Origin of the sequence: Paenibacillus suaedae (assembly GCF_032337355.1) — a bacterium.
Lineage (GTDB): Bacteria > Bacillota > Bacilli > Paenibacillales > Paenibacillaceae > Paenibacillus_B > Paenibacillus_B suaedae.
Genome location: NZ_JAVYAA010000005.1, coordinates 187,544 through 213,159 on the forward strand (window position 1 = coordinate 187,544; position 25,616 = coordinate 213,159).

18 protein-coding genes are annotated in these 25,616 nt (G+C 47.5%); 2 read left to right on the plus strand and 16 right to left on the minus strand.

The window, feature by feature from the left end; genetic code table 11:
• Positions 1 to 62: 62 nt before the first annotated feature.
• Positions 63 to 785, minus strand: coding sequence for a GGDEF domain-containing protein (locus RQP50_RS20345; RefSeq protein ID WP_315746531.1), 723 nt, complete (start codon positions 783 to 785; stop codon positions 63 to 65).
• A 182-nt stretch (positions 786 to 967) separates the two neighbouring features.
• Between RQP50_RS20345 and RQP50_RS20350 the strand changes: the two genes are divergently transcribed.
• Entirely contained in the window at positions 968 to 1,993 is a 1,026-nt protein-coding gene (locus RQP50_RS20350; protein WP_315746532.1) for a phosphotransferase, read from the plus strand.
• A gap of 76 nt (positions 1,994 to 2,069) precedes the next feature.
• Here the strand turns inward: RQP50_RS20350 and RQP50_RS20355 are convergent, their stop codons facing one another.
• The 5 genes from RQP50_RS20355 to wsfD all read right to left on the minus strand — a co-directional run bounded on the left by RQP50_RS20355 (position 2,070) and on the right by wsfD (position 9,589).
• The gene (locus tag RQP50_RS20355; RefSeq protein WP_072729211.1) at positions 2,070 to 2,924 is read right to left on the minus strand and encodes a diguanylate cyclase domain-containing protein; all 855 of its coding nucleotides are present in this window, start codon (positions 2,922 to 2,924) and stop codon (positions 2,070 to 2,072) included.
• Positions 2,905 to 5,013: a cellulose biosynthesis cyclic di-GMP-binding regulatory protein BcsB gene (locus RQP50_RS20360; protein ID WP_315746533.1), complete on the minus strand. Its 2,109-nt coding sequence runs from the start codon at positions 5,011 to 5,013 to the stop codon at positions 2,905 to 2,907. The genes RQP50_RS20355 and RQP50_RS20360 overlap by 20 nt, the downstream gene beginning before the upstream one ends.
• 227 nt (positions 5,014 to 5,240) lie before the next feature.
• The gene (locus tag RQP50_RS20365) at positions 5,241 to 6,491 is read right to left on the minus strand and encodes a glycosyltransferase family 2 protein (protein WP_072729212.1); all 1,251 of its coding nucleotides are present in this window, start codon (positions 6,489 to 6,491) and stop codon (positions 5,241 to 5,243) included.
• A 10-nt stretch (positions 6,492 to 6,501) separates the two neighbouring features.
• The gene (locus RQP50_RS20370) at positions 6,502 to 8,043 is read right to left on the minus strand and encodes a hypothetical protein (protein ID WP_315746535.1); all 1,542 of its coding nucleotides are present in this window, start codon (positions 8,041 to 8,043) and stop codon (positions 6,502 to 6,504) included.
• A gap of 1 nt (position 8,044) precedes the next feature.
• Positions 8,045 to 9,589 carry a glycan biosynthesis hexose transferase WsfD gene (gene wsfD / locus RQP50_RS20375; RefSeq protein ID WP_315746536.1) on the minus strand — a complete coding sequence of 515 codons (1,545 nt, stop codon included), beginning with the start codon at positions 9,587 to 9,589 and terminating at the stop codon, positions 8,045 to 8,047.
• Positions 9,590 to 10,051: 462 nt separating this feature from the next.
• Between wsfD and RQP50_RS20380 the strand changes: the two genes are divergently transcribed.
• Complete coding sequence (locus tag RQP50_RS20380) at positions 10,052 to 12,982, plus strand: DEAD/DEAH box helicase (protein WP_315746538.1); 2,931 nt, start codon at positions 10,052 to 10,054, stop codon at positions 12,980 to 12,982.
• A gap of 157 nt (positions 12,983 to 13,139) precedes the next feature.
• Here the strand turns inward: RQP50_RS20380 and RQP50_RS20385 are convergent, their stop codons facing one another.
• The 10 genes from RQP50_RS20385 to RQP50_RS20430 form a co-directional block, all read right to left on the minus strand.
• Positions 13,140 to 13,880, minus strand: a complete 741-nt coding sequence (locus RQP50_RS20385) for a MerR family transcriptional regulator (RefSeq protein ID WP_315746672.1) — start codon at positions 13,878 to 13,880, stop codon at positions 13,140 to 13,142.
• Positions 13,881 to 14,219: 339 nt separating this feature from the next.
• On the minus strand, positions 14,220 to 14,444 hold the full coding sequence (locus RQP50_RS20390) for a sulfurtransferase TusA family protein (protein WP_021257395.1): 225 nt from the start codon (positions 14,442 to 14,444) through the stop codon (positions 14,220 to 14,222).
• Positions 14,445 to 14,456: 12 nt separating this feature from the next.
• Positions 14,457 to 15,524, minus strand: coding sequence for a YeeE/YedE family protein (locus RQP50_RS20395; RefSeq protein ID WP_315746673.1), 1,068 nt, complete (start codon positions 15,522 to 15,524; stop codon positions 14,457 to 14,459).
• A 176-nt stretch (positions 15,525 to 15,700) separates the two neighbouring features.
• On the minus strand, positions 15,701 to 16,456 hold the full coding sequence (locus RQP50_RS20400) for a class I SAM-dependent methyltransferase (RefSeq protein ID WP_268624223.1): 756 nt from the start codon (positions 16,454 to 16,456) through the stop codon (positions 15,701 to 15,703).
• Positions 16,457 to 16,671: 215 nt separating this feature from the next.
• A complete protein-coding gene (locus RQP50_RS20405; RefSeq protein WP_072729218.1) occupies positions 16,672 to 17,346 on the minus strand; it encodes a TerC family protein in 675 nt (224 codons plus the stop codon).
• A gap of 364 nt (positions 17,347 to 17,710) precedes the next feature.
• Positions 17,711 to 18,370: an ECF transporter S component gene (locus RQP50_RS20410; RefSeq protein WP_315746674.1), complete on the minus strand. Its 660-nt coding sequence runs from the start codon at positions 18,368 to 18,370 to the stop codon at positions 17,711 to 17,713.
• A 23-nt stretch (positions 18,371 to 18,393) separates the two neighbouring features.
• A complete protein-coding gene (locus RQP50_RS20415; protein ID WP_315746540.1) occupies positions 18,394 to 20,067 on the minus strand; it encodes an ABC transporter ATP-binding protein in 1,674 nt (557 codons plus the stop codon).
• The gene (locus tag RQP50_RS20420) at positions 20,040 to 20,927 is read right to left on the minus strand and encodes an energy-coupling factor transporter transmembrane component T (protein ID WP_315746541.1); all 888 of its coding nucleotides are present in this window, start codon (positions 20,925 to 20,927) and stop codon (positions 20,040 to 20,042) included. The genes RQP50_RS20415 and RQP50_RS20420 overlap by 28 nt, the downstream gene beginning before the upstream one ends.
• Positions 20,928 to 21,926 carry a DUF4430 domain-containing protein gene (locus RQP50_RS20425; protein ID WP_315746542.1) on the minus strand — a complete coding sequence of 333 codons (999 nt, stop codon included), beginning with the start codon at positions 21,924 to 21,926 and terminating at the stop codon, positions 20,928 to 20,930. It lies immediately after the preceding gene.
• A gap of 109 nt (positions 21,927 to 22,035) precedes the next feature.
• Positions 22,036 to 25,539, minus strand: coding sequence for an S-layer homology domain-containing protein (locus RQP50_RS20430; RefSeq protein WP_315746675.1), 3,504 nt, complete (start codon positions 25,537 to 25,539; stop codon positions 22,036 to 22,038).
• Between the last annotated feature and the right edge of the window lie 77 nt (positions 25,540 to 25,616).

A 25,616-nucleotide genomic window follows, 5' to 3' on the forward strand; every position in this document is an offset into this window, starting at 1 on the left:
GTCCACCAAGCGAGGTCGATGTCGTGTAGAAGACAATACGAGGAAAGCCGTCAGTTGTTTCACTATTTTTCCATTATGCATCGGCGTGATGACGCCTCTTCGCAATGTCCATTTGATAGAGTCGCAGTTCGCTTCCGATGGGCATCCGACTTGCTCTGACGCTTGTTCCATAGCATCTGCTTATCCGCAATGTCCACCAGTTCATTCAGACTCATGCCTTGACTAGGGAATGTTGAGCAGCCTATGGAGATAGACAACGGTGTCTGCTGGTAACTCGTCGGAAGCTGAATGTGGGATAGCAAGGTATGCTGAACAATATGCACTTCCTTATCATCCGCACAAGGAACCATAATAACGAACTCATCTCCGCCCCAGCGCGCAACCCGCTTGCCGGGAATTTTCGTTTGCAGCAGCTGACTGCTTACCTTCTTCAGCATCGTGTCACCGACATGATGACCATAACTATCGTTAATCGTCTTAAAGTTATCGATGTCGATGAAATAGACAGCCACTTTGTGATTGGCTTTGATTGATTTCTTGGACATTGCACGGAACAGGCGCAATGCTGCCGGGCGGGTGTGCGTCCTCGTTAACGGATCCGTATCACGTTCGTATCGTAATCGATCGATGTACTTGCCAACTTGCCACGAGAATAACAGGGCCAAAGCTGACATGACCACGACCAAATAATGATTTAGACCATTTAACGACAAATACATATGCAGCGACAAAGCCGCTAGCAAAGTCACCGCAGTCAACAATATTCTGCCTTTTCGTGTCTCCATACTCCACCTCGGAATCTCATTAGACAACATTATATTCCAGCTTGCTGAACATTTACTGAACAATCTTCAAGAGAGCGCCAATCGAATGGCACACTCGCCTGTGTCCACTTCTAGTTCCTCGAATACACTGACGATAGACATTCCTTGCGTGAGATGTATAAGGACAGGGGGACATCGAAGAAGTGGCTCGTCGGTTATCTAAGTTTCAATTTCATACGATTACGAGGCAATATGGGTTGCATCTAAGGAGAGTTAAACCATATCGTTCCCTGTATAAATCTACGGCAGCATACCGGGCGACTACAGAGGAAGGGATCTTCGTCATTAAACCTTTTTATAAGTCTAAGGTTTTAACCAAGCTGACGACGAAGCAGCAAATTATCCGAATTTCGGCTTATGTGAAGATGCTTAAGGAACAGAGCTATCCTCATCTCCCCCGTTGGCTGTCCACATCGTCCGGGAGAATGTGGGTGAGCCGCCGTGGCAGGCCGTACTACATGATGGAATGGGTAGAGGGGAATCGACCACAGCATGCTCAGGACTTCGAGCAGTTGGGCAAGGCCTTGGCTGTACTTCATACTTGCTGCCAAGGAATTCTCCCTCCAACACCTCTAGTTACGCATAAGGTAGTACAGCATCTATTCCAGCAAGACGCTGCATTTCGCCGCCAGCTTCCGGCACTGCGCAGGAGCAGAAGCAGAGCATCATGGTTCAGGACATACGGCACGCAATGTACAGAGCTTGCTGCTGAAGCGCAAGGCATCATCAACAAAATGGAAGTACAACAGCTCCTAAATGAGGAAACCTATCATCCCACATTAATTCATGGTGATATCACTTCGCCGAATGTTATTATGAGCCCGAACGGACTTTATTTCATCGACTGGGATCAAGTAAGAATCGATTCTGCTTATTATGAGATTACGAAAACATTGTTCAACACTACTCATTTCAACCTTGCCCACATTGAGGCCCTATTGCAGGGATATGGGCAAGTGAAGCCCTGGACACCACCTGAACGATTGTTACTGAGCGCTCTATACCGTTGCCCGCTTGAAGCATGGATCGCAGCAAGGACATTATCGGCAAGCCGTTCAATCCTTCTGCAGCGCATATTAACGCGCACCTGGAACGATCGGATGGCTGCCATTCAATGGATAGATGAATGGGCTAGAAGCAATGACAACGGAGAACAGAATGGAGAATAATAAAAAAATCCATCCACCTGATTACGGTGGATGGATTTGATCCAAGGCTGAATGTCCCTAAGGCTTTCTGATCCCTTTAAACATCGTACTCCATCTGCTTTCTTGCTTGCGTTATGAATTCCAGCGGCGTGGATACCGTCTCAGGGGAATATTCCAAGGCTCCCACGGTAAGATTCAGCTCGATCTTGTACTTGCCAGCCAATTCTACGTCATTGAAGGAGGCAACTTTCTCCTTCAACCGCTCTATAACCACATTGGCGCCGTCACGGTCGGTAAACAACAGCAGGCCCCATGTCGGATTATCCGTATTCAGCATGTATAGCGAGTCATTCATACGTATGCTTGTCTCACTAAGCTTGGACACACCATAGATCATTTCCGACATTTGCTCCTCGCTAACCATCCGCTTCAGCTCGTCCCAATATCTCACTTGCACGACAAGCAGCGTCAGCGGAATATGATAACGCGTAGAGAGAGCCATAAATACCTTGGCATCTTTTTGGAACGAGCGGCTATTTTTCAAGTCCGTGCTTTCGTCCATCGTCGCCAGAGATGCATTTATCCGTTTCAGCTGTTCGTTCTCCGTCTGCAATCTTCGATTGCCGAGTGTAAGCATGGCACTAACTACGGTAAAGGCTGGCGTCATGATAAGCCAAAAATAATTATGAGCCCCAACGACCCCACCTTCCACGACAGTCTGATACAACGTAAACGTCCCGTATCCGAACAGGAACACAATATTCAGAACTAACCCCGTTGTCACACTCGTAAAGTACGTAACGATCGCGATAAGAAAGGCCACATTCAACAAAATCATGTTCAGGATGTAGCGGTTCGGCTCACCCACCGTAAATGCAATGCATACGAAGCTAAGCAAAAACCATAGCAAGAAGGCGCCGTCCGACAGGAGACTACTTTGATTCCGTTTCATCGCCAGCCCCCCGTTTCTTGCGGTATTTGCGAATCATGAAAATGAGGGATACGAGCACGAGCAAGCCGATAAGCATTGCGGCCACCATGAAGCCCAGAACGTCCCCACGCTGCAGAACCTGCTCCACAATCGAGGAAGATTGCTGTTCCGCCTGCTTCTTGAAGCGGAAGGCGTGGATGTCGCCGTCCTTGTTCGTGGCTACGCCATCTCCATATATTCTCCACTTCGCATTATCACTGGCGAGCAGTTTAGAGGCCAAATAATCATATTCGGTGCTCGGTCCACTAATAGCAAGCAAGCCTCGGCCTGCTTCAAACGGAGATTCGATGATCTGAAGCGTACCTAAACGCTTGCCGTAATCCGCGTCCACGCTCATCTTTTCATTGGAGGTAAACCCTTCTCCATTTGCTCCATATTTAAAATACAATTTATCATTATTATCCCGAATGACTTTATTATTGTTATAGCTGCCAATTGCAATCACGTTATGGGCCTTCAAGTCAGAAGCAGCTGCGCTATCCTCAAAGAACCGGACTTCGCCTGCATTGCCCTCCGCATATTGGCCAAGAAGATTGAACACATTCGCCAGCGACTGGTACGTATACATATCTGGATTTTTCGGCATCACAACCGCAACTTGATTGAAGCTGCCGTCACGAAGGAATGGGTTCGGATAGCTGTCGAACAGCAGCTCTGTCTTATCCTTCGTTTTCAGCTGTAGTACCGAATCCTTCGTAATGAACGCCCAGGGCATCTCATCCTGTGGCTCCATGCACACAACATTCCGAAGCTCCAAATCAAATGCAACCGTGACTGTAAAGTTACCCGTTACATCTAAATTTTTCGGAATCGGCAGGGTTAATGTATCTTTGTTGGCTAAATCCATATTCAGCTTCTTGCTGCCGATTGGCGTGTTGTTAATGAGCACCGTAACCATGGAGCGATCAAAATCAAGATTGGTCGCATACCGCATGTCCAGGTGGATTTTGCTCGCCTCGGCAATCGTGCGGTTGGCTGGAAGCGATATGAAGTATGATTTCTCTTGATGCATCCAGCCTTTCAGCTTGTCGCCATTGTCCGTAAGCTTCATGTCCCTGCTAATGGTGACTTCAGGCGTTGCAACATCCGTATCGCCCGATACCATTTTCGTATCCCCGTCCAACTGCTTGACCAGCTCTTGATTCGCCAGCAATCGTCCTGCCTTCACCAGCATGGCAGGATCCTGAGAAGTAACGACAAGAGTAGGCTGTGTACCCGTACGAATCACGCGGATCACCGCAGCTTGCGCGACATCTACATTGCCCAGCTCACTCTTCCAAGCCGCTGGCAGTTGATCGTACAATGCCACAGCCACAACTGCTGTTTTCCCCTTCAAGGCATCAGCATCGAATGCATACATCGGAATTTGTTTTTGCTTCAGTCTATTTTGCTTCGCGAAACCTGATAATGCATATACGGCAGCCTCCAGTTCGGCAGGCTTACTGCTCTTCGGGATCGCAATCGCGTTACGTTCATCGCTAACCGTATCCATGCCTGTAAAATGACGGTTAAAATCGCGAATGCTTGGCTTAATCGCCTCACTCGTATATCGAATAGAGGCGCCTGACGTCGCGAACAGCTGCAGCCAGTTGTCACGCTTCTCCGACGGCATACAAATTTGATTCGCATCCGTAGTGACAATATAGCCTTCGATCGTCAGTGTGTTATTCCCTTTCACCAGCAATTCCTTAGGGACGGATACCGTAAGTCGACGCTTTGGATCATCACTGACGTCAGGACGGAAGGAATGAAACTTTTTCCCGTTCAATGACAGCGTCACGCTTGACCGTTCTCTTTTCGTTAAGGGCGACGCTTTATAATCTACATGAATCTTAACTTCATCAACCTTCCAATACTCCTCAGTCTGGAAGTTGAACTGTCTGGAGGACATAATCCCGGACAAGGATGTGTCCGCACTTGAAAATGTCTCTTCATACGTACTCAGCTGAGCAGAGCCCATTGCCGGAGCCACAGCTGCCGAGGCCTGTCCAAGCTGTCCGAATAACAAGGACAAGCAAGTCATGCCGACTACGATCCACCGTTTATTCACAAGCTTCTCTCCTGTCTTTTCTTCATAAATGAGTATCAATGTTCAAACGAGTTCCTATATAAATGCGTGATCAAAATGGTCGATTTTCAGCACCGAGAAGGTTGCTTGAACTCGAAGAAGGAGCAGCGGAATGTAGGGCGAACTACATGAGCAGCGGACTTCGAGAGTGAATGCAAGATTCGATGCCGAGTTACTTCCTGAGATACTGCGTGATCAAAATCGACCTTCTAAAAGCGTTCTGTTTTGTACCATTTGACTTCACGCTTGAATAATAAATCCTTCACATAGTTATAGAGCCCATAAGCGGCTACGACCATCCACATCTGGCAATATGATACATACATCAGCATAATGATCCACAGATTGGAGAGCACCATCTCCCCTTTTTCCGTGATCAACGTAATATAGGTACCTAAGATGAACAGCGTGATGGCCAGCAGCCATAAGAAGGAACTGAAGCCAGCTATCGTCGTATGTACGTAGCCTAAGGCATGTAAAATGAGCAAGATGTCGGACATGACCAATGAGGTAAGCAGCAAAAAGTAAATCGATAAAAAATAAAGGATATCAAAACGGATATTTCGTGCCTTGCGGTCAAAGAGCAGCGGAATGTTTTTGATGATGACGTAAATATTACCCTTCGCCCAGCGTGTTCGCTGCTTGAACCATACCTTTACCGTCTGCGGCTCTTGCTCCCATGTTACAGATTTCGGCTGGAACTTAATTCGATAACCCATCATGTAAATGCGAAAGCTAATTTCCGTATCCTCTGCAATCGCCTTCACGTCCCAGCCTCCGATGCTTTCCACGATGCTCCGCCGCATAATGAAGTTCGTCCCTGGAATCGTGCACAGCTTGAACAGCTTCCATCGCCCTGCCTGAGCCATCCATTGGAACGACAGCGTCTCGATGTTAATAAATCGCGTAAGCAGGTTCGTGTTGCGGTTGCGGGTACGGAACTTGCCGATTACCGCACCTAGTGTATCGTCGTTCGTAATCTCTGCTACCAGATAGCGTAGAGCCGTCTTCTCTGGCGTATTGTCTGCGTCGTAGATGGCAATCAATTCACCTCGGCTCTGCTTGAATCCGATATTGAGCGCGTTAGATTTGCCTTTCCCACCTGTCACCGCATCCGTGTTGATGATAATCAGGTTGCGGCCGTCATGCTTGCGCTGCAAATTGCCCAGCAGCTCGCTGCTGTTATCCGATGAATTATCATTGATAACGATAATCTCGTATCGATCATGGGGATAATCCAGCGCCAATAGCGACTCCACCGTCTTCGTGATAACCTTCCCTTCATTATGGGCAGGCACCATGATGGAGACGAATGGCGCCTCGCCCTTAATTGCCGGTACTTCCTCGTTCTCGATCTTGATGTAGTACAAGTATCCTGCAATGATCAGGACGACGTTGACGAGCAAGAGCGACCAAATACAGATAACCGCTATGAGCATTAAAATATCTGCAGTCGTCATGGCTATCTCCTTATTTGTAATATTTGCGCTTGTACAGTCGTTTACCCACGATGAGAAACCCTGTGAATGCAATAAGCGTCAGTACGATAATGACAATAAAAATTTTGTTCTGTACATTGAACAACGTCTCGAAGCTCTTCACTTCTTTTTCCTTATATACATAATCTGAGCTTACCTTCTTGATCACGACATCCAAGTTTACACCCTGTCCGTTAATGGTCACACTGCCGCTCCGAGACATAATGATGCTGTTGGGGGTACGAACAGTATGGGAGACGTGTTTATAATCAGAAAATGATATCCAGCTGCTCTGCAATTGCTCTACGATGTCGTCCAGCTTCTCCTCTGTATCAGGGAAGTCAAAGGTTAATGCGGTATTCATAGGCATTGCAGGCATGAAAGTCCCGGAATGACCGAATTGCTCTAAAAATCCAGGCTGCATGCTGAATGCGGAGAACGGGAATGCCTTGGACTCATTCGTCTGAACTCTGTACTTCAACGTCTTATTTGGAAACAACACGACCGAGTCCGTAAAGCTCATGCCCTCTTCTGCATATCTTTGGTCATAGGTCCAGTAGAAGTCCGCTCCAAGTCCCAATGGTGCAACCCCATAGTCTGCAAGCACGTCAATGAATCCTTCCATCTTTCCCTTTAATGTCGTATCGCTTAGATTGACCGTTGAGGCTACAACTGGAGCATTTGCAATAATGCTTCCGTTGCGGGATTGAACATACTTCAGTGTTTCCATATATCGCTTCATGGCCGGATAATCGGTATTCATGAACACCGGCTGCACACTTGCGATGAACGGAATTCCCGCCTCGTACATCCGGTCGGCAAGCCGCTCCAGCAGCTGCAGGTCGGAGAACGGATATACTTCCTTGAAAATTACGTAGCTGCGCGCCTCTCCTGCATTGCCCAACCAGTCTCTCAGCAAATGCGACATTGCCAGCTCACTGATATTGCCCCGCTCGAAATAAGCTGCATAACCGTAGCGGCCGTTTCGCACTCCATAAGGGAACTCGGACGGAGCGCCTGCTGAACTCAGGCTCCCATAACGGGTGCCTGCAGCATGTTCGATGATGGTCACTTGCTCGGTACGAATTGCATCTTGAGCCAGGCGATCAATAGCGATTCGAATGGGACCAGGCACTCCACTGTGAACGCGAAGCTCTAAGCTTGCGGTCACCGCTGCAGGGACTCTCGCACCGATGTGCAAGTAGTCACCACGATACTGTTCGACATCTTGAAGAAAATCCTGATTCGATTCCTTCAAATCAGTCAGATTATGAATCCCTATCACCTTCGTATAAGCATCCATCTGCCCCCGCTGATAATGGTCAGAACGAACGAGCGTAACCTGGACGCCATAGGATGCCAGCAGGCGCTGCATTGCCTCGACATTTCCCTCTCTCGTTGTCCCTTTGTCCAAGCTGTCGTAGATGAGCAGCACCTTAGAGGCCGCTTGCTCTGCCGCGTGAATGGTCATAGGCATCCCACAGCCAAACAGCAGCAATGCAAGCATGCATACAATTAATTTTCTTTGGATCACGTTACATCACCACCTTGGCCCCTTCATGAACATGAGTGCTGGTATCAGAAGTAAGCAATGCAGAATCTTCATCCTGCCTGCTCCATAAGCGTCTGCGTATGGCGTCAGACACCGTTACAAACGTGACAAGGTCGAACACCGCCGTAAACACGAATTCATGTTTCGCCAAATCGGCATCCCCCGCACCAATAATGGACACCGCGATTCCCGACAATCCCATCAAAATCATGATAAAGATAAAGGAGAATCGGATCATGCGCCGTATTTGCTTGGCTCTTGCAGCCGCAACAAAGGAAGGCATGTACAATCCGGCAACAAGCACAATCCACAAAATCACGAAGCCGAACGTTTTCGGCGCCATTTTTGCCTTCAAGATGCTGTAACCGGAGAAAAACGTCGTCTGCGCACGGAATGGTTTTCCAACCGATATTTCGTAATTCCCCATTGCAGGAGGACGTATTTTGAATGCGCTCTTAGCCGCCAAATCCAGCATGTCGATAGCTTTAGAAGGATGAGTTACATAATAGCCAAGAATCGATACAAATCCGTATTTGTTATAGAACTGATTCTCCAGAATTTCAGAATCTACATCTACTGTGGTGTACAGCTCGTAATAAATACTTTTGTTCAGTATGGCGTACTGCTTGTCCATATCGAATTGTTCCAATGTAGATTCTGGATCATCGGATCCCATCAATATCCCCCGCGACATCGCATGATATTGGTTGATGTTCACGAACTCCTTCGGTATAAGCGTGTAAGTGCCAATACCAGCCAGTAGCAAGAGCACGAGCGTTGAAGACATCAATGCCCGGAATGTTCTTCCTTTCCGAATAAAGATGAGGAAGATGCCAAATATGCCGAGAATGATGCCAAGAGGCGCATTCTGTTGTTTACTGGTAGTCAATAGCAGTCCGCTGGCCAACAGCACACCCATCATGACATAGTCATTGTATCGATTGCGATAGATGAGCAGCCCCGAGGCGAACACAAAGATCAGCATAATAAACACGATGCTCTCCCCAAAGAAGGAGTTAAAGTAAGCGGTATATGCGGTATCACCGAATAGAAATATCGCGATGATCGAAATCGGGTATGCGTACTTGGAAGCAACCTTCCACGTTAAGCTCTCCACGAGCAAATATACGGCAACGATATACAGCACCACGAATATGGCAGCCTGGAAGCGGATATCGAATACATCTGGATTAAATAATTGATTGAGCCAAATAGCTGCTTTGATGAAAATGGACTGGGAAGAAAATAAGGTTGCCGCATTCTCATTGTAGTATTGGAATATTCCATATTCCTTAATAAAATATCCAAAATACTGATCGTAGTAATCGGGTGCATTGAAGTACAGGCCATTGCTGTAGAGAATTCGGAAATAGTCGCCGTTATCTGCCATTCCGATATAAGGGGGAACAAATAATGCAAGACAAGTAATGATGAATACTCCCGCGGCAGCAAGCAGTGCCGGCGAGACATATCGGCGCAGGGACTCGAGCCTCTGCCCGATTTTCAGCTTCAACCATGTGCCCGCCATCGGGTTGGCCTCCTTTTCCTATAATCAACTCAAAAAAAATGAGTCTATAGTCTTATAAATAAATTGCGCGCGATGAGTCTCAAGAAAGTATAATCGCTATTACATTCGACAGGTGGCATCCTTTTCCCTAGGTGATTCGAGGGATATTTTGTATTTTCTGAAAACAATATTTTCGCCGCAGCACCTATTATACATGCCTGCAGACATCCTGTCAGTGGTGTCAACTTTCCATAAATGGCTCTATTACACCTTTACACGCATTTACTGACCAATAATATATACCCTAGCTCCCATCTTACCAATCGGCACTGAATATATTCTTAATTTCGACTTAATCGCATAGTTCCAAAGTCCTGTTGTTTCTTTTTTATTGCTTTCTGATATCATATAGCTATCGACATACACGAACATGCGTTCACTTTATATATACTCATCTCACATATAGAAAGGAGAGCCGCGACTATGAATATGGAATCGGGGAATGATCAGCTAGCCCAGCGAATACTCGGATTATTTGACGATACTCCACTCAAATCCAGCCGTATCCGCCCCTTATTCGATACCAGACAGCCGCTTGACGTAGAAATCACCTGCTTCCCGGTTTCATCAGGCAACGAGCAGGCCTTTTTGGCCGTTGAAATGAGGGTCGGGCCGCAGCGACTATATATCGTAAAGCATATTCGCGAATTGCTGCGATGCATCGATCGCGGGGAATGCTATGTATTTTCAAGGCATTTCTCCTATGATCCGTCACTGCATTGCTTTCATCCCGAGCATTTTGCCGTTATCCAACAGTTGATCGCGATTTACCGCAACGAAAATGTATACCGTCACATGCCGCATTCCGCCATTCTTGCCAAGCAGGGCAACGACGAACGGATGCTGCTCATCCCTCCTTACTCGTGGGATGCCCTGCTTCCTGCCCTTCAACAAGCTCCTTCTGTGCTCCTTGCGCATGACGGATCAACATTTGAGGGACTGTCTGTTGTAGATGAGCCTCTCCCAATACAGTTCAGGCTAGATGAGGCGGATAAAGATGCCTACTGCATTGATGTACAAGGATTAGAACAAGTGACAGTGCTGGAGAGCTACGGGGCTGTCATCGCTAACGGGGCCTTTATACCGACCCCGATTGAGCAATGCAAGCGGCTCTCTGATCTAAAGAAGACATTGGACAACGGTCGCCGCCAGCAACGAATTCTTATATCACCTAATCAGATTGGTCCAATCATGGACAAGGTGGTTCCGGGCTTACAGAAGCTCGGCAACGTACGCGTAGCGCAAGCGATAGCAGATCGCGTCGTGCAGCCGGAATTACAGGCGAAGCTGTATCTTGATCGTATTCGAGATAGACTGCTTGCGGGGTTGGAATTTCACTACGGGGATATCTCCATTAACCCACTGGATCCGAATCGACACAAGCATACAGAGAATCGGATTCTGATGCGGAATACGGACAAAGAGCAGCGAATACTAGAAATCATGGAGCAGTCGCCCTTTGTGAAAACGGAAGGCGGATACTTCTTGGATGACGAGGATGCCGAATATAATTTCATGTATCACATCGTTCCCCAACTGCAACGAATCCTGCACATCTATGCGACTTCAGCTGTGAAGGAAAGGTTGTTCATCCCGAACGCTCCTCCCAAAATCTCAATCAATGTGGACGAACGTATCGATTGGCTTGAATTCAAGTTTGAGATGGATGGAATATCAGAATCAGAAATTCGAAAGCTGCTCAAAGCAATCGAGGAAAAAAGGCGCTACTATCGAATGGCAAACGGCGCGCTCATGCCGCTTGAAAGTGAACAGTTCCAAGAGATTATTCGCTTCATGAATGAGGTGGGCCTTCGTCAGGGAGAAGCTTCAGGAGCAGAGTTCCGTATCCCGGTTATGCGCGGGCTGCATCTTATCGACTCCCAAGGAGAGCGGCAAGCCGTACGATTCGGCAGATCCTTCCGCAAGCTGCTGGAGAATTTGCGCAACCCGGACCATTTGGAATTCCCCGTCCCGGACAGTCTGGTTCATGTGCTTCGGGAATATCAGGCATATGGGTTCCAGTGGCTAAAGACACTTGCCCACTACCACTTCGGCGGTATTCTGGCGGATGATATGGGCCTTGGCAAGACCTTGCAAAGCATCGCCTTCATGGTGTCTGTTCTACCGGACATTCAAAAGCGGCAGCTTCCTGCGCTCGTCGTCTGTCCAGCGTCGCTTATGTATAATTGGCGCAACGAATTCATGCGCTTCGCGCCATCGGTCCGCACCATCATTGCTGACGGGAACAAGGCGGAACGCACCCGCAAGCTGAATCATCTTGAGCGCGTCGATGTTATCATTACGTCCTACCCGCTGCTGCGCAGAGATATTGAATGGTACGCCAAGCACTCTTTCCACACGCTCATTCTGGATGAAGCGCAAGCGTTCAAAAATTACACGACTCAGACGGCCCAGTCTGTGAAGGCTCTCCAAGCCGAGTACTGCTTCGCGCTTACCGGAACGCCAGTGGAGAATTCGCTAGAGGAGCTATGGTCCATTTACGATGCTGTGTTTCCTGGATTGTTCCCAGGGAGAAAGGAGTTCAGCGATCTTCCGCGTGACGTCGTAGCGAAGCGCTCCCGCCCGTTCCTGCTGCGAAGATTGAAAACAGATGTATTGCAGGAACTGCCGGAGAAGATCGAATCCCTTCAGGCATCAGAGCTGCTGCCCGAGCAGAAGAAGTTGTATGTCGCTTACTTAGCCAAGCTGCAGAAGGATGCCTTGAAGCATTTGGATGAAGACGGGTTCCAGAAGAGTCGCATCAAAATCTTGGCTGGGATTACAAGGCTTCGCCAGCTATGCTGCCACCCTGGCTTGTTCATGGAAGACTATACAGGAAGCTCTGCAAAGTTCGAACAGCTGCTGGAGATTATCGCAGAAGCAAGAGAGGCTGGCAGAAGACCGCTTATCTTCTCCCAGTTCACAGAGATGCTCGCACTGATCAAGCGAGAGCTGGCGGAACAAGGAGTATCCTACTTCTACTTGGACGGACAGACGCCGAGCGCTGAGCGAGTGGAGCTGTGCAGCCGATTCAATGCAGGTGAGCGCGACTTATTCTTGGCTTCCTTGAAAGCAGGAGGAACAGGATTGAATTTGACCGGGGCAGATACCGTTATTCTGTATGATCTCTGGTGGAATCCTGCCGTGGAGCAGCAAGCAGCCGATCGCGCCCACCGGATTGGGCAGAAGCAGGTTGTACAGGTCATTCGTCTTGTGGCGCAAGGAACGGTTGAGGACAAGATGTATGAGATTCAACAGCGAAAGAAGAACTTGATCGAAGAGGTCATCCAGCCTGGTGAAGAGGCAATATCCGCCCTAACTGAGCAGGATATCCGTGATATCTTGAATCTATAGAGACAGCTGATTGATTATACAGAGCCATCAGTTCGATTCTATAGAACCACCCACTCCTGATATAAAACGAACGAGCCCCTAGCTGCGTAAAGCAACTAGGGGCTCTCTTGCGTTCATTCTCGCTCTTTTCCTCGAATTTCAAGCAAAGCTGCAATGCCTATTCGTTTATTCGATCTGCGAAGACTGCCATAGCGTCACGCATGAACACAGCAAGGCCTTCACCGAACTTGTCGATATTTTTGGTGAATCGAACATCATCTACATACATTTCCCCAAGCCCCTTGAATGCTTCAGGAGAGTAGTTGCCCATTGTATTCAAGAAGTCATACCATTGTTTGATCCCTGCCTGCGCTTCTTCTGAATCTGGTGAAGTACCACGCAGTTCTGCCAGATGGAAGTATATCGCATTCATCTTCTCTCCCATGGAGGTCTGCTCCTCTTTCGTCATGTTTCCAACCTTAGCATTGGATGCATCAACAGCCTTATCTCCCCACCGCTTGCGCGCTTCTTGCTCATATGGATTATGACTGAAGTCAAAGCCTTGAAACTTCTCTTTGTTCGTCATGTGAATTTCTCCTTTTCGATGTAGTATCGTCTTATTCAGCGTCTCCAGCATGACATCAAACTGCTTGCGCTTCTCCAGCAGCATGCTGCGGTGCAGTTCGAGCGCTTCGGTCTGATCGAATGTTGGGCTGTGAATAATGTCTTTAATCTTTTTCAATGGGAAGCCCAGCTCTCGAAAGAACAAGATTTGCTGAAGCATAGCCAGCTCCTCATCTGAATACTGTCTGTAACCCGCATCCGTAACTTGAGCTGGGGACAGAAGTCCGATTTCGTCATAATGGTGCAAGGTACGCACGCTAATGCCGACGATGTCCGCCACTTCTTTTATTCTCATGATTGCCATGTAACCTCCCTTCAACAACTACTATAAAGTATCACGTAACGTGAGAGTCAATTTATATTTATTGTTTTTCAAGCTTAATTTCCTCCTATTTTTCGTTCCAACCATGGATCTGGAAGTTTGGAGTGCTTGAAGTGGATACATACCCAAAATGCCCAGATTAAGATATGTACAAGCTTTCCTAGATCCATCAAAAAACGTGATTCAAAAAAAGGTCGAGTCAGGACTCTCTTTGTCCCCAACTCGACCTTTTTGCTTTATGTCAACTCTCTTTAGTTCGCTGCATGAAGCGGCATCGTAAAGCTCTCCGCTACGGTTCGTCGATGTTCCCGGTTATTTTTTACGTACCGTAATCGTCCATGATGCATCGTCAATTTGTTCGTAGTTCGTTATCGTATGCCCGGCTTCGGCGGCCCAACGAGGAATGCTCTCCGTAGCTTGCGTGCAGTCGAAATCAATGACCAGCTCATCGCCACTGTTCAGTGATTGGATCGCCTCCTTCGCCTCGATTAACGGAAATGGACATACCATGCCCAGTACGGCTAATTTCGTTTTCATGTCATTCTCCTCCTATACGGTCTTTGCATGATAAGAAGTGCTTAGGTTACGACTTGCCTTAGTACGCGGCCTCACATATACGAAATACGAAGCCGTCCATGTACCCAAAATCATGAAAATGAGCGATACCCATCCTTGCCAAGTCATCATGGCCGTCATAACGAGCCCATTGCCAATTGAACATCCTCCTGCCCAACTCGCTCCGAAGCCCATGAGAAGTCCCCCACCGAAGCTGGATATAGCTGTCTTTGCATCCGGTGCCCGGAAGCGAAACTCGCGGCTTCCCTTCGCTGCCAGGAAAGAGCCTGCAAAGATGCCAAGCACCAAGAAAACACCCCAGTTTACATACTTGGAACTATCGCCCGTCACCAGGTATTGCAACAGATTGGCTGATGGAGTCGTTATGCCAAGACCTGACATCCGTCCTGTCGCTTCGCTCAGCGGCCATGCGAGCAGCGCAATGATTCCTACAAGAGCAGCTGTAGCAAATGGATGCCAGCGCTTTTCGAACAATAGATGATTGATTCCTTTCCGTTTCGCTGGCAAGGTTGGAATCGCAACAGCAGGTTTACGCAACTGCTTGCTAACAAGCCATAATGTCACGAGAGCGAGCACGACAATGAACGGCCATACGGACAATCCAAATGTATCCGGGATGGAATTATTCGGGGCGGCATACGCCTTTAGGCCATTGTTGACAGGCAGCAGCGCACCTGACTTCATAATGGCGCTCATCGCCATATATCCGAATAAGGCAATCCAACTCCCGATCAAGCCTTCCCCGGCACGATACCATGTTCCTGTCGCACAGCCTCCCGCCAAAATAATGCCGATACCGAATATGAATGAGCCTACGATCGTGCTCAGCCATTGAAACGAGCCTGCCTTGAACTCCACCAAGCCAAACTGGATGAGCGCAAATACGCCGATGCTCTGAACCGTGATGGCAATGAGCAGCGCATAGAACATCCGATTATCCTTCGCTAAATACATATCACGAAATCCACCTGTCAGGCAGAATCGGCCGCGCTGCATGACAAACCCGAGCAGTATCCCGCATAACAAACCAGTAATGATCATCTGTGCCAAATCGTATATCCCCCTTATTTATACCTAGTAATACAATAGGATTTATAAGTGATAATGATTCTATCATAATGTATGGCAGAGTCAATACCAAATATGACACAGACGCAAAAAAAGAGAGGTATTTCTCCTCTCTTATCTGAAGCAATATGCTATTCTTGGTTATTTCCCTACATTTCGCCCCAGAAGATTTCCGTCTCATAATCGAAGGATACCACGCCATCTTGCTCGTTGCGTTCAAATATTCGGTGCAGTTCCGCCCTCATGGGTTCATAGTTCGGGTGGCCAGGCTCTGGTGCATACGAGGAGGACAGCAGTCTACCGGCGAGCTCCTCTTCGTTGAGCAATTGACTCATCGTGTACCTTGCCACCGTCATTTGATTCGGAGCGAAGAAGGCTGACAGCGCTTCTTCTGAAATGTTCTTGTGCTGCACCTTCTCATAATCCGTGCCATACCGCTGCAGCAGCTGCTCGTATTCCTCCAGAAATGGAGTCCCTTGTTGCAATCGTGAATTCCAAATCAGGACAACCTTACCGCCAGGCTTCAGGATGCGATGAAATTCAGCCCTGGCTGCGGCGCGATCGAACCAGTGAAATGCCTGCGCACATACGATATGATCGACGGAGTGATCGGGCAGTCCGGTCTCCTCTGCTGCCCCATCGGCTGCACGATAGTTCGCGATGCCGCCAAGCTCCTGCACAGCTGCCTCCCGCATCGGCTCATTCGGCTCAACTGCTACAACGCGACTTCCTTGGGCAAGCAGCAGCTTCGAAAACTTCCCTGTTCCTGCCCCAATATCCGCAATCTCGTCACCCGCTTGGAATCCCACTGTATCATACAAATACGACACAGCCTCCGCCGGATAACTTGGTCGGTACTTCACATACGCATCGACTCGAGTTGAAAATCGTTCCTTATTATCCATTTCGTTCACACTCCTGTAGATATGAAATAAGAACATAAGCAAAGTCCATTACGTTCCATCTAGTGGAATTAAGTTCCATTTTATTGTGTGGTTTTATTATACCGTAAAAGGTAGCAGTCTGCATCACCCATTTACATCTGATTCCAGTAATAAAAAGAGCACCCCTGCTAGGGTGCTCAGATCGTCGTTTTCAGCTAAGCAGTTGTTCGCTCTTATTAAGCGGCCTGCTTCACTTGCTTCTGCTTCTTCATTCTTCCTGCAGCCAATACACCGCCAATGATGACAACGATGAGACCCCATTTCAGAAAGGGGTTCTCTGTAAAGAATCCCTTTACCATTGGCTCATCTACAATCATCTTCGCCGCTGTCCAGGCCAAGACACCTGCACCAATATAGATAATGATCGGGAACCGCTCCACCCATTTAATAATAAGCGTGCTCCCCCATACCACAATAGGAACACTGATGAGCAAACCGAGTACCACGAGAATAAAATCACCATGCGCAGCACCCGCTACTGCGAGCACGTTATCCAGTCCCATAACCGTGTCTGCAATAATGATCGTCTTAATGGCTGCCCACAAGCTTCCAGCAGACCCGACATCATGGCTCTTCTCTTCCACAAGCAGCTTATACGCAATCCAGACGAGCAACACGCCGCCGGCTAAGAGCAGACCTGGTATTTTCAACAGCCATACTACAGCAAGCGTCAACAAGGAACGAAGCGCAATCGCTCCAAAAGTACCCCAGAATATGACCTTCTTCTGCTGTTCCTTCGGCAAGTTCCGAGCGGTTAACCCAATAACAATTGCATTATCCCCGGCCAGTACTAAATCAATAACCACAATCGCCATCAACGCGGACCAGAACTCTGGTGTAAAGAAATCCATAGTACCCTCTCCTCTTATCATGTCATGTATATCTTTTCTTCAATTGCACACAATTATGAGAAATTTCCCTGGACAACCCCCCTAAAAAACAAAAATGGCCTTTACCGATCACGGTAAAGGCCATAAATAAAGACCTTTACCCTGTCGGTAAAGGTCTCGCTAACAATCGAAGTTGCCAACAAAGCCGGAGGATTATCCTCGTAATGACGACTTTATTGTAACAGCTACTCCCCTTTATAGATCATATGTTAATCGAAGAAGGTGCAAGGGGTCAAGGTGTAAAATTACTAAATTTATGTATCGAACTGACTCTCAAAACATTGATTTAGGCTATAAGATGTGGATATCTCTGATCGCTCCCCATTTACTTGTCGTTCGAGGGCAATAATCCGTATTTCGTTTTCACCCGCAGCAGTATCTTGATCCATATCGCTGAGAAAATCGTAATGAAAAATACATTCGACAGCGCATGTGCTAAATCAAAATAAAAGCTAGCGACATAAGCGGATACGAATACCTTCCAGTTCAAATGATCATACATGCCGATCAAAAACCATAGATTCATAATCCAACCAAACAGGAATCCCCATGAGAACCCGAATATGTTCTTGCCCCACAAGCTCTTCATGAATCTTGTATTTCGCAGCAGGCCTGCCGTAAATCCAATCATCCCCCAACAGAACATCTGCCAAGGCGTCCACGGCCCTTGTCCAAGGAACATGTTCGATACCACTGCGGCGATACTGCCTACGAGGAACCCTATCTCCGGCCCAAATACGAGCGCAGACATCATAATGACGAAGGATGTCGGCTGCACGCTAGGCAGTGGCGCGAACGGCACGCGGCTCACAGCCGCAATCGCACCAAGCATCGCAATCAGCAGAATCTCTTCCGCCTTCATTGTCTTTCGCTCGAAGCGAATGAAGAAGGGCAGCATCGCTAGCCCGATCATCATAAAGCTCAGGGGCAAATAGTACTTGTCCATCCATAACACAACTGCCATTACGACTACGGCAGCTGCCATACTTCCCACGTAGATCGTGCGTTTTAATTTCCCCATTGTTCCCATACATCCTTCACCGTGATCGCTTCGGGCAGGACATCCCCCACTGTGCGATGAATCGTTGTTGTATAGAAGTAGTTGCTCTGCAAGAAGGAGCGTGTATCTTCTACTGCGACCATGGCGCCATTGAATAACAAGCCGCATCTTGATGCATAGCTGGCCGCGAACTCGATGTCATGACTGACCATGACAATTGTGGTACCCGCTGCGCGTATCATTTCAAGCAATTCAGCCAACCGGTGCTTGGAAATAGGATCGAGTCCCTTCGTCGGCTCATCCAGCAGCAGCAGCTTCGGTTCGGCCAACAAGACAAGCATAAGCGCTATTTTCTGCTGCTGCCCCCCGCTTATATCGAAGGGATGCTTATCCATAATCGACTCGACTTCAAAGCGTGCAGCGAGCTCATTCAGCTTCTCGATGCTGTTATGCTCGCCTAACCGCCTTAGCCGATCCAGCAATTGCTCCCTCACCGTGTCTCTAGTGAAATAGAGCATCGGATTCTGCGCGACATACCCGATCATCCGACTCCGCTCTACTGTAGACTTCCGCAGCAAGGACTTGCCCGCATACAAGATGTCTCCTCGCTGAGGCTTATGTGCGCCCGCAATTTGCTGCAGCAAGGTGGACTTCCCAGATCCGTTGGCGCCAAGCAGGGCGAAGAATTCACCTTCATGAATCGATAGGGATAATCGCTTCAGGACGAGGGGAGCATTTTTGTCATAGGTAAAATAAAGCTCTTTGCATGTTAACAGCGGCTCTACTTGCTGTCCATCAACCTTCACTGCTTCAGACAGGCTCTTCCCAACAGCCTGCCGTTGTTCTTGCTTGCCAGCAAGCCATCTTCTTCCCTCTTTCACACTCATAGGTACAGCTCGGGCATTGCTTACTTTCTCTATTCCCAAATAAAGCTGACTGATAGATGGAAGATACGGCAAAAATAATGCATCTTCATCCTTCCATATTTGCTTCATTACCTGATCAGGAGTGCCAAGATATGCGATCCCCCCCCGATTCAGCATGACAAGCTGCGTCGCATGGGGAACAACTTCTTCAATTCGGTGCTCGCTAATTATAATCGTAAGGGAGAATTCTTCATTTATTCGGGAGAGCAATTGGATGAACTCTTTGGCTGCGATCGGATCAAGCTGAGCAGTAGGCTCATCCAGCAGCAGTACCCTCGGTCTTAATGTCATTACGGACGCCAAATTGACGAGCTGCTTTTGCCCACCAGATAACTCATGTATCGGGAGATGGAGCCATTCCTCCATGCCAAAGAACTGTACGAGTTCCCCCACTCTTCGCTGCATTTGCACGGTGGAATAGCCGAGATTCTCCATGCCAAAGGTCAATTCCTGCCACACCGTATTCATGACAATCTGATTGTCTGGATCTTGAAATACCATCCCGATTTCTTCAATGGATCGTCGCTCATCAAGCTGATCTAGAGCAGCTCCTCTATAATAAATACTGCCACCCCGATTGCCTTCCGGCCGTACTTCCCGCTTAAGCTGACGAAGCAGTGTAGTTTTGCCTGATCCTGATGAGCCACACAACAGCACGAACTCTCCCTCTTCAATGGTGATGGTAATATGATTAAGCGTCTTCTCTGAACAATTGGGATACTGAAAACTTAGATCTTCGATCTGATAGTGCGCCATAACAGTTCTTCCTTTCCGTTCATTACGATCGGGATGAAGATAAATACCAAGTAACATGCTGCATGCAGCCAAAGCTGTGGCGACCACTCCAACGACTGCAGCCGTGGATACACTTGGAAGCGATTAACGCCGAACAATCCGCCAATCACAATATTGGCTCCCGTCACGACCATGATCCATAATACAAGGACATCCCTTTTATCCATCTTGTAGGATATTGCACTCGTTCTCTTCCCAACGCCATATCCTCTTGCACGCATAGAGCTAGCTGTCTGAAGAGCCTCTTCCAGTGACCAGCTAATTAACGTATGCAGGGTTTCCATGCCTTCGCGCATAAGGTGCTTCTTGCTGGCTTTCGGATGAAAATAACCAAGAACACGTTGAACCGTCATAATCTGCTTCAGTCGTCTCGTCAGCAAAGGCACAAAACGGAGGGTTACCGTAATAATAAAAGCCGTTCGCGGGGCGATTGGCGTTAACAGATACAATAATTTCTCCGGCGTGATGACGAGATTATAAGCAACAAATGCCAGCAGTATATTCAGTAGTGATAATGCGAATAGAGCACCATATATAATCGATTCCAATGTAATCGGACGGTCGAACACATACCCAAGAATGGTAGCTCCACGACTAGAGAAGAAGGGATTGAGCAGGAAAATAATAATAGCTATAATCAAGTATCCCTTAATTCCCTTCTTGAGCGATCTCCCTCCATCCAAGGATAGATTCAATAAAATGATACTAAGTAAAGTGAGAACTGAGTATACAGGATGCGTGAACATCATGCATGAGAGCAGCAGTACGGCAAAATAGGCGAAACATAATCGCGGATGTAATGTGGAGAAGCCGTGTATCATTTAACTTTCCCCATCCCATAGTCCGTCGTCAGTACCCGCTCCTAAATCCTTGCCTAGATCCTCCGTATACAGCCATTGAATATGGTCTCCAGGATGAATCGGCCATACGCCTGCGCTGCGGTTGGGAAATTTACTATTAATGCTGTACATCCAGCCGCTCCCTGATCCCTTGTCGAACTCATATAAATTATCAATACCTTTTACATAAGCAGTTGCACCGGAACCGCTGAAGTCCATTTGAATCTTCTTAGCACGCGTCGCTTTTTTCAAAACATCCATTACGGTTTCCGAATCGCCAATTTCGATTTCCTCTGTGCCCATGATCGTACCGACATCCGAGGATCCCACAATCGTAAGCTGCACAGTAGTAGTCTGTGGAGGCTTTGCATCTGGCTGAGAAGCAACTCCTTTGTTCGGTGTAGACTGTCCATCTTGCTTATTGCTGCCCTTGCTCTCCTTTTCGCCTGCATTCCCCTTGCTCTCTTTTGCAGAAGGAGACGTGCCAGAAGGTTTTTTATCCTTTGGAGTTACATCCGATTTCACAGAAGACTCCGTTGCTTTACTTACGATGCTTTTTCCCTGCGTTGTTTCAGTAACCTGATTTTTCTGTTGGCCTTCCTCCTTCGCCGATTCTTTACTTGTAGTAGACGGATCAGAGCGTGTGTCCTTGTGATCTGGGTTATCCGTGTCTCCTGTTTTGCTTCCTATGCCCTGCACTGTATCAGACTTGGGATCAGCTGTTGCTTGAGGCAACGATTCTGGATTCCCTTGATCCTGCTTCTGTTCGGATAGATTAGCAGTCTCACTTGCCAGATCCTTAGAGGCTTGGCTCGGGTGCTCTTGCTCTTGTGCCGTTGTATGACCAGCCAGTCTCTCATCCTTCGGCTGACTGCCATTTCCGCCATATATCCATACCGTGGCAATTACAATGGCCAGTACTGCCAGTCCAGCTATCCATTTCTGTTTGTTGCGCTTTATCCACACAAACCATTCGGACATGTCCTCACCTCTATGCCATGCATACTCGTTGATGATGCAAGCTTGCTATCATGTAGTTCCGCTCATACGGAAAGAAGGAGATTGCTCTCCTTCTTTCTGATCGTGCAAATTATTGAATGCCGTACAGTCTTACCATGACAACAGCAGCCATTTCCCGTGTCACATGAAGCTGTGGTTTAAAGTAACCGTCCTCACCCGACATCAGACCTGCTTGATAGGCATATTTGACGTAGGGCAATGCCCACTCAGCTACTTGCTGTTGATCTTTCGGTCCTGCCGATGAATCTGCATCCTTCGGAAGACCCTTCATTCGTACGAGCATAGCTGCCATCTCTTGTCTCGAAATCGCCTGGTTCGGTGCAAATTTATTTGCCGAAACACCCGAAATCAGACCTTTTTCTTTCGCAGTGGCAACATATCCTGCATACCAAGACGAAGCACTTACATCGGTAAATCCTGAATCTGTGCCTTGTGGCTGTAAACCAGCATATTTCACGATCAATGCCGCGAACTCAGCCCGACTTAATTCCCGCTTCGGTTCAAATTGGGATGCGTCCTTATCTTTACCCGTACCCTGCATAAACCCGAGCTCCGTTGCTTTATGGACTGCTTCTTTTGCCCAAGCAGAAATGGAGGCATCGTCTGTGTACGTTATTTTCTCATCCTTTGGCTTCTGTGTGCCCGTCGATGCGGCGTCCGTCATCACATACAGGCTTGTTCGATTCGTCAACACGCGATCATAGGCTGTCAGCGCAAGCAATGCTTGCTGTGTTGCCATATAATTGCTCGCTTCGCCTCGTGCATGCGCAAATCCGCCGTCTGTATTGAAATACGTGCGCAGTGCTTTCAGCAAATCCCCATCCTTCTTCACGAATCGCTTGTCTTCCAAGTCAATTCCAAGACCGGACAGCGCAATAATCACCTGCGAGATGCTCTCACTCGTTTCAACACCCCATGCTTTAAATCCGCCGTTAGCGAGTTGTTGCGAAGACAACCAAGACAATGCCTTATCTGTGGCTGCTTTAATCTCTTTGCGATCTTGATATTTCGCCAATGCCTGCAGTGACATAGCAGTCATATCGATGTCGCTCACAGCATTAGACTCTTTGCTAAGCGGGAACCCGCCGTCTGAATTTTGTTGAGCAAGTAATTGCTGAATCAGTTTATCCCTTGTCCAGAGTGCATCGTTTGGAACGACTGTTTTGTTCGCATCCAAGGCTAATAAAGCAAACACAAGACCGTTCGTACCTTGATTTGTCATGCGCCCATTATTATAGATTTTCTCTAAGAGGTTGAAGCCTGCTATATTTCTTGGATCCTTGCCGATTGCCGTAACAGCCAAAGCCATGCGTTCATAGTCAGTAACTAATCGGAATTCTCCTTTTTTCTCTTTTACATAGTTTTCTAGAATCGCGTAATACGTAGAAGGAACTTGCTTACCTGAACGAGCCAGCGCCATGACGTCCCAATCATTAAAGTTGTCTTGAACGGTGAATTTGCGGTTGCTTAGTATCCATGCTGAAGCACCGTCAATAAGGCTCTTAAGCTTAGCAGACTCTTCTACCTGCTTCGGTGTAAGCGCGCCACCGCCCGTTCCTGCCCCCCCTGGGTGAACTGGCAATCCAGGTTTTCCTGGGGTCTCCTTGTTTCCATCGAATTTATTGCCAACATCTTCGCCTAAATTTGTCGTGTACTGCCAACGAAGGACATCGCCATTCTTCAAGTTGTAGATTCCCGCACTATAGTTCGGGAACTTACCGTTGACGGAGTACATCCAACCACTCAAGCTCCCATTATCGAACTCTGCCAACCCATCGATTGCCTGAATATAGAGGTTAGCCCCTGAGCCGGTGGATTCAATGGAAATTCCTCGTTTCTCAGCAATACGTTCAAACGCTGTATACGCTGTATCTCCATCCTGCAGTTCGACGCGAACTGGTGCAATGATATCCCCTTTGCCTATGGTACGCTTTTCGACCGACAATGTGATCGTATTTGTGACCGGAGGGACTACGCCTCCACCGTTTCCATTACCGGTCTCCTTTATTTTCGAAATATAAGTTACAAATTCAGTGAAATGATTGGTCTTAACGATCAAATCGCCGTTAAGTGCATAAGAGTAGACTTCTTCATTCCGTTCTGAGGAATTATCGTATTTTGGAATCGACGTAAATATTCCGTTTTCATTAATGAACCCGGCTTCCTTATCTCCTTGCCCCTTCAAGATGAGGGTTACGTGTTGATTGAATCGGATCTCCTGATCACCGCCCACTTTCAAGCGGAGATCAATTCCCGTTGTCTCCTTGTTTACAAGGGACAAACCCTCGTTGACCTTCGTAAGCAAATTATCATTACTTATCCCCAAACTATGGGGTAGCTCAAGTCTCTTGTCCCATGTCGAAATTACAACCGTTTTCGGTGCTATTTCTAAGTAAGTACTGCTCGTTACCGAAATTACGTGTGGCAGTTCATCCTTAAGAAATTCAAGTGTTACTTTACTTGAGGATAATGGATCTAGATAAGTTCCTTCGGTGACGCTCGTTTGATGCTCGCCAACTAAGACTGTCCTGCCATTTGTCTGCGATTGATCCGGTGGAAGCTTCACTTCCGCGAGGCGACTCCATACCGATTTTCCATGCTTGATATCGAGTAATGCGACAAGAGCCTGCTCGGTAGCCATCCTATTTGCAGAAGAATCTGTTAATTTCCATTTGAACGATCCATCATTTTGTTGGAAGCGTTCATACGCATCGATAACTGTTCCGTTAGGCTCTTTCCACTTTGCTGACAAGACATCGTCGCCTGCAGCAACCAATCCCGATACGGATGTAGATAAGCTATTGGAATTATCTCCGGATCCCCATGTACCAACGGAATCAAACCCTCCGTTGTCCAATTGGCGTTTTTTCAACAATTCCTTAGCTCGTTCAATTGCCGCATCTACCGCGCTCTGTCCTTGGTATTGACCAAGTGCAAGCAGCGCCATACCAGTAATGTCAGTATCACCCGAGCTTCCAGTAGCTGACAGTCCATAACCTCCGTCAGCATATTGTGCTTTAAGCAGATAATCGAGTGCTTTTTGCTTGGATGCGGCATTCCATGATCCCATATCCTGACCAAGCTTTTCACCGGCGCTTAAGGCAATCATTGCCCAAATGTGTTTATTGACTCCACCGATAGCACCCGTTGCTGGATCTTGCTGAGCTGCCAGCTCCGCCCACAGATTCCGGTTCGTTTCCCAAGCGTGAGCCGGATTCTTTCCTAACGCAAGCAAGCCATAAATATATCGAATATGATCGGTGCCTCCTGCATTTGGACGAAGTCTTGGCTCTTTTGTTTCCCATTTAGGTAATCTCCAAGTCCCATCATGCAAATCTTGACCCGCGCTCCACAGAGCAACAAGCTCCCACCATGAATCACTTACAGCGTCTTGATTAGAAGCATCATTATAATAATCTTTATAGTATTGAACTGTATGTTCAATCATGTTATTTAGTTGTGTATTACCCTGCCCACTAGCCGCTCTTATGACTTGTGGCTGTACAAGAGATAACAACAACACGATACTTAGTAATGCAGACAAGCTCTTCTTCAACATTTTGTTCGTAATCATCTTCAATGTCTGATCTCCTTAATATGTCGATATGAAGGCAATAAAAAAACACCTTTCCATGTTAGAAAGATGTTAGG

Coding starts and splice junctions, on each gene's coding strand:
- RQP50_RS20345 (WP_315746531.1), bottom strand. CDS start 785: ATGGAGACACGAAAAGGCAGAATATTGTTGACTGCGGTGACTTTGCTA.
- RQP50_RS20355 (WP_072729211.1), bottom strand. CDS start 2,924: ATGAAACGGAATCAAAGTAGTCTCCTGTCGGACGGCGCCTTCTTGCTA.
- RQP50_RS20365 (WP_072729212.1), bottom strand. CDS start 6,491: ATGACGACTGCAGATATTTTAATGCTCATAGCGGTTATCTGTATTTGG.
- wsfD (WP_315746536.1), bottom strand. CDS start 9,589: ATGGCGGGCACATGGTTGAAGCTGAAAATCGGGCAGAGGCTCGAGTCC.
- RQP50_RS20380 (WP_315746538.1), top strand. CDS start 10,052: ATGAATATGGAATCGGGGAATGATCAGCTAGCCCAGCGAATACTCGGA.
- RQP50_RS20385 (WP_315746672.1), bottom strand. CDS start 13,880: ATGAGAATAAAAGAAGTGGCGGACATCGTCGGCATTAGCGTGCGTACC.
- RQP50_RS20390 (WP_021257395.1), bottom strand. CDS start 14,444: ATGAAAACGAAATTAGCCGTACTGGGCATGGTATGTCCATTTCCGTTA.
- RQP50_RS20395 (WP_315746673.1), bottom strand. CDS start 15,524: ATGATCATTACTGGTTTGTTATGCGGGATACTGCTCGGGTTTGTCATG.
- RQP50_RS20400 (WP_268624223.1), bottom strand. CDS start 16,456: ATGGATAATAAGGAACGATTTTCAACTCGAGTCGATGCGTATGTGAAG.
- RQP50_RS20405 (WP_072729218.1), bottom strand. CDS start 17,346: ATGGATTTCTTTACACCAGAGTTCTGGTCCGCGTTGATGGCGATTGTG.
- RQP50_RS20410 (WP_315746674.1), bottom strand. CDS start 18,370: ATGGCAGCTGCCGTAGTCGTAATGGCAGTTGTGTTATGGATGGACAAG.
- RQP50_RS20415 (WP_315746540.1), bottom strand. CDS start 20,067: ATGGCGCACTATCAGATCGAAGATCTAAGTTTTCAGTATCCCAATTGT.
- RQP50_RS20420 (WP_315746541.1), bottom strand. CDS start 20,927: ATGATACACGGCTTCTCCACATTACATCCGCGATTATGTTTCGCCTAT.
- RQP50_RS20425 (WP_315746542.1), bottom strand. CDS start 21,926: ATGTCCGAATGGTTTGTGTGGATAAAGCGCAACAAACAGAAATGGATA.
- RQP50_RS20430 (WP_315746675.1), bottom strand. CDS start 25,539: ATGATTACGAACAAAATGTTGAAGAAGAGCTTGTCTGCATTACTAAGT.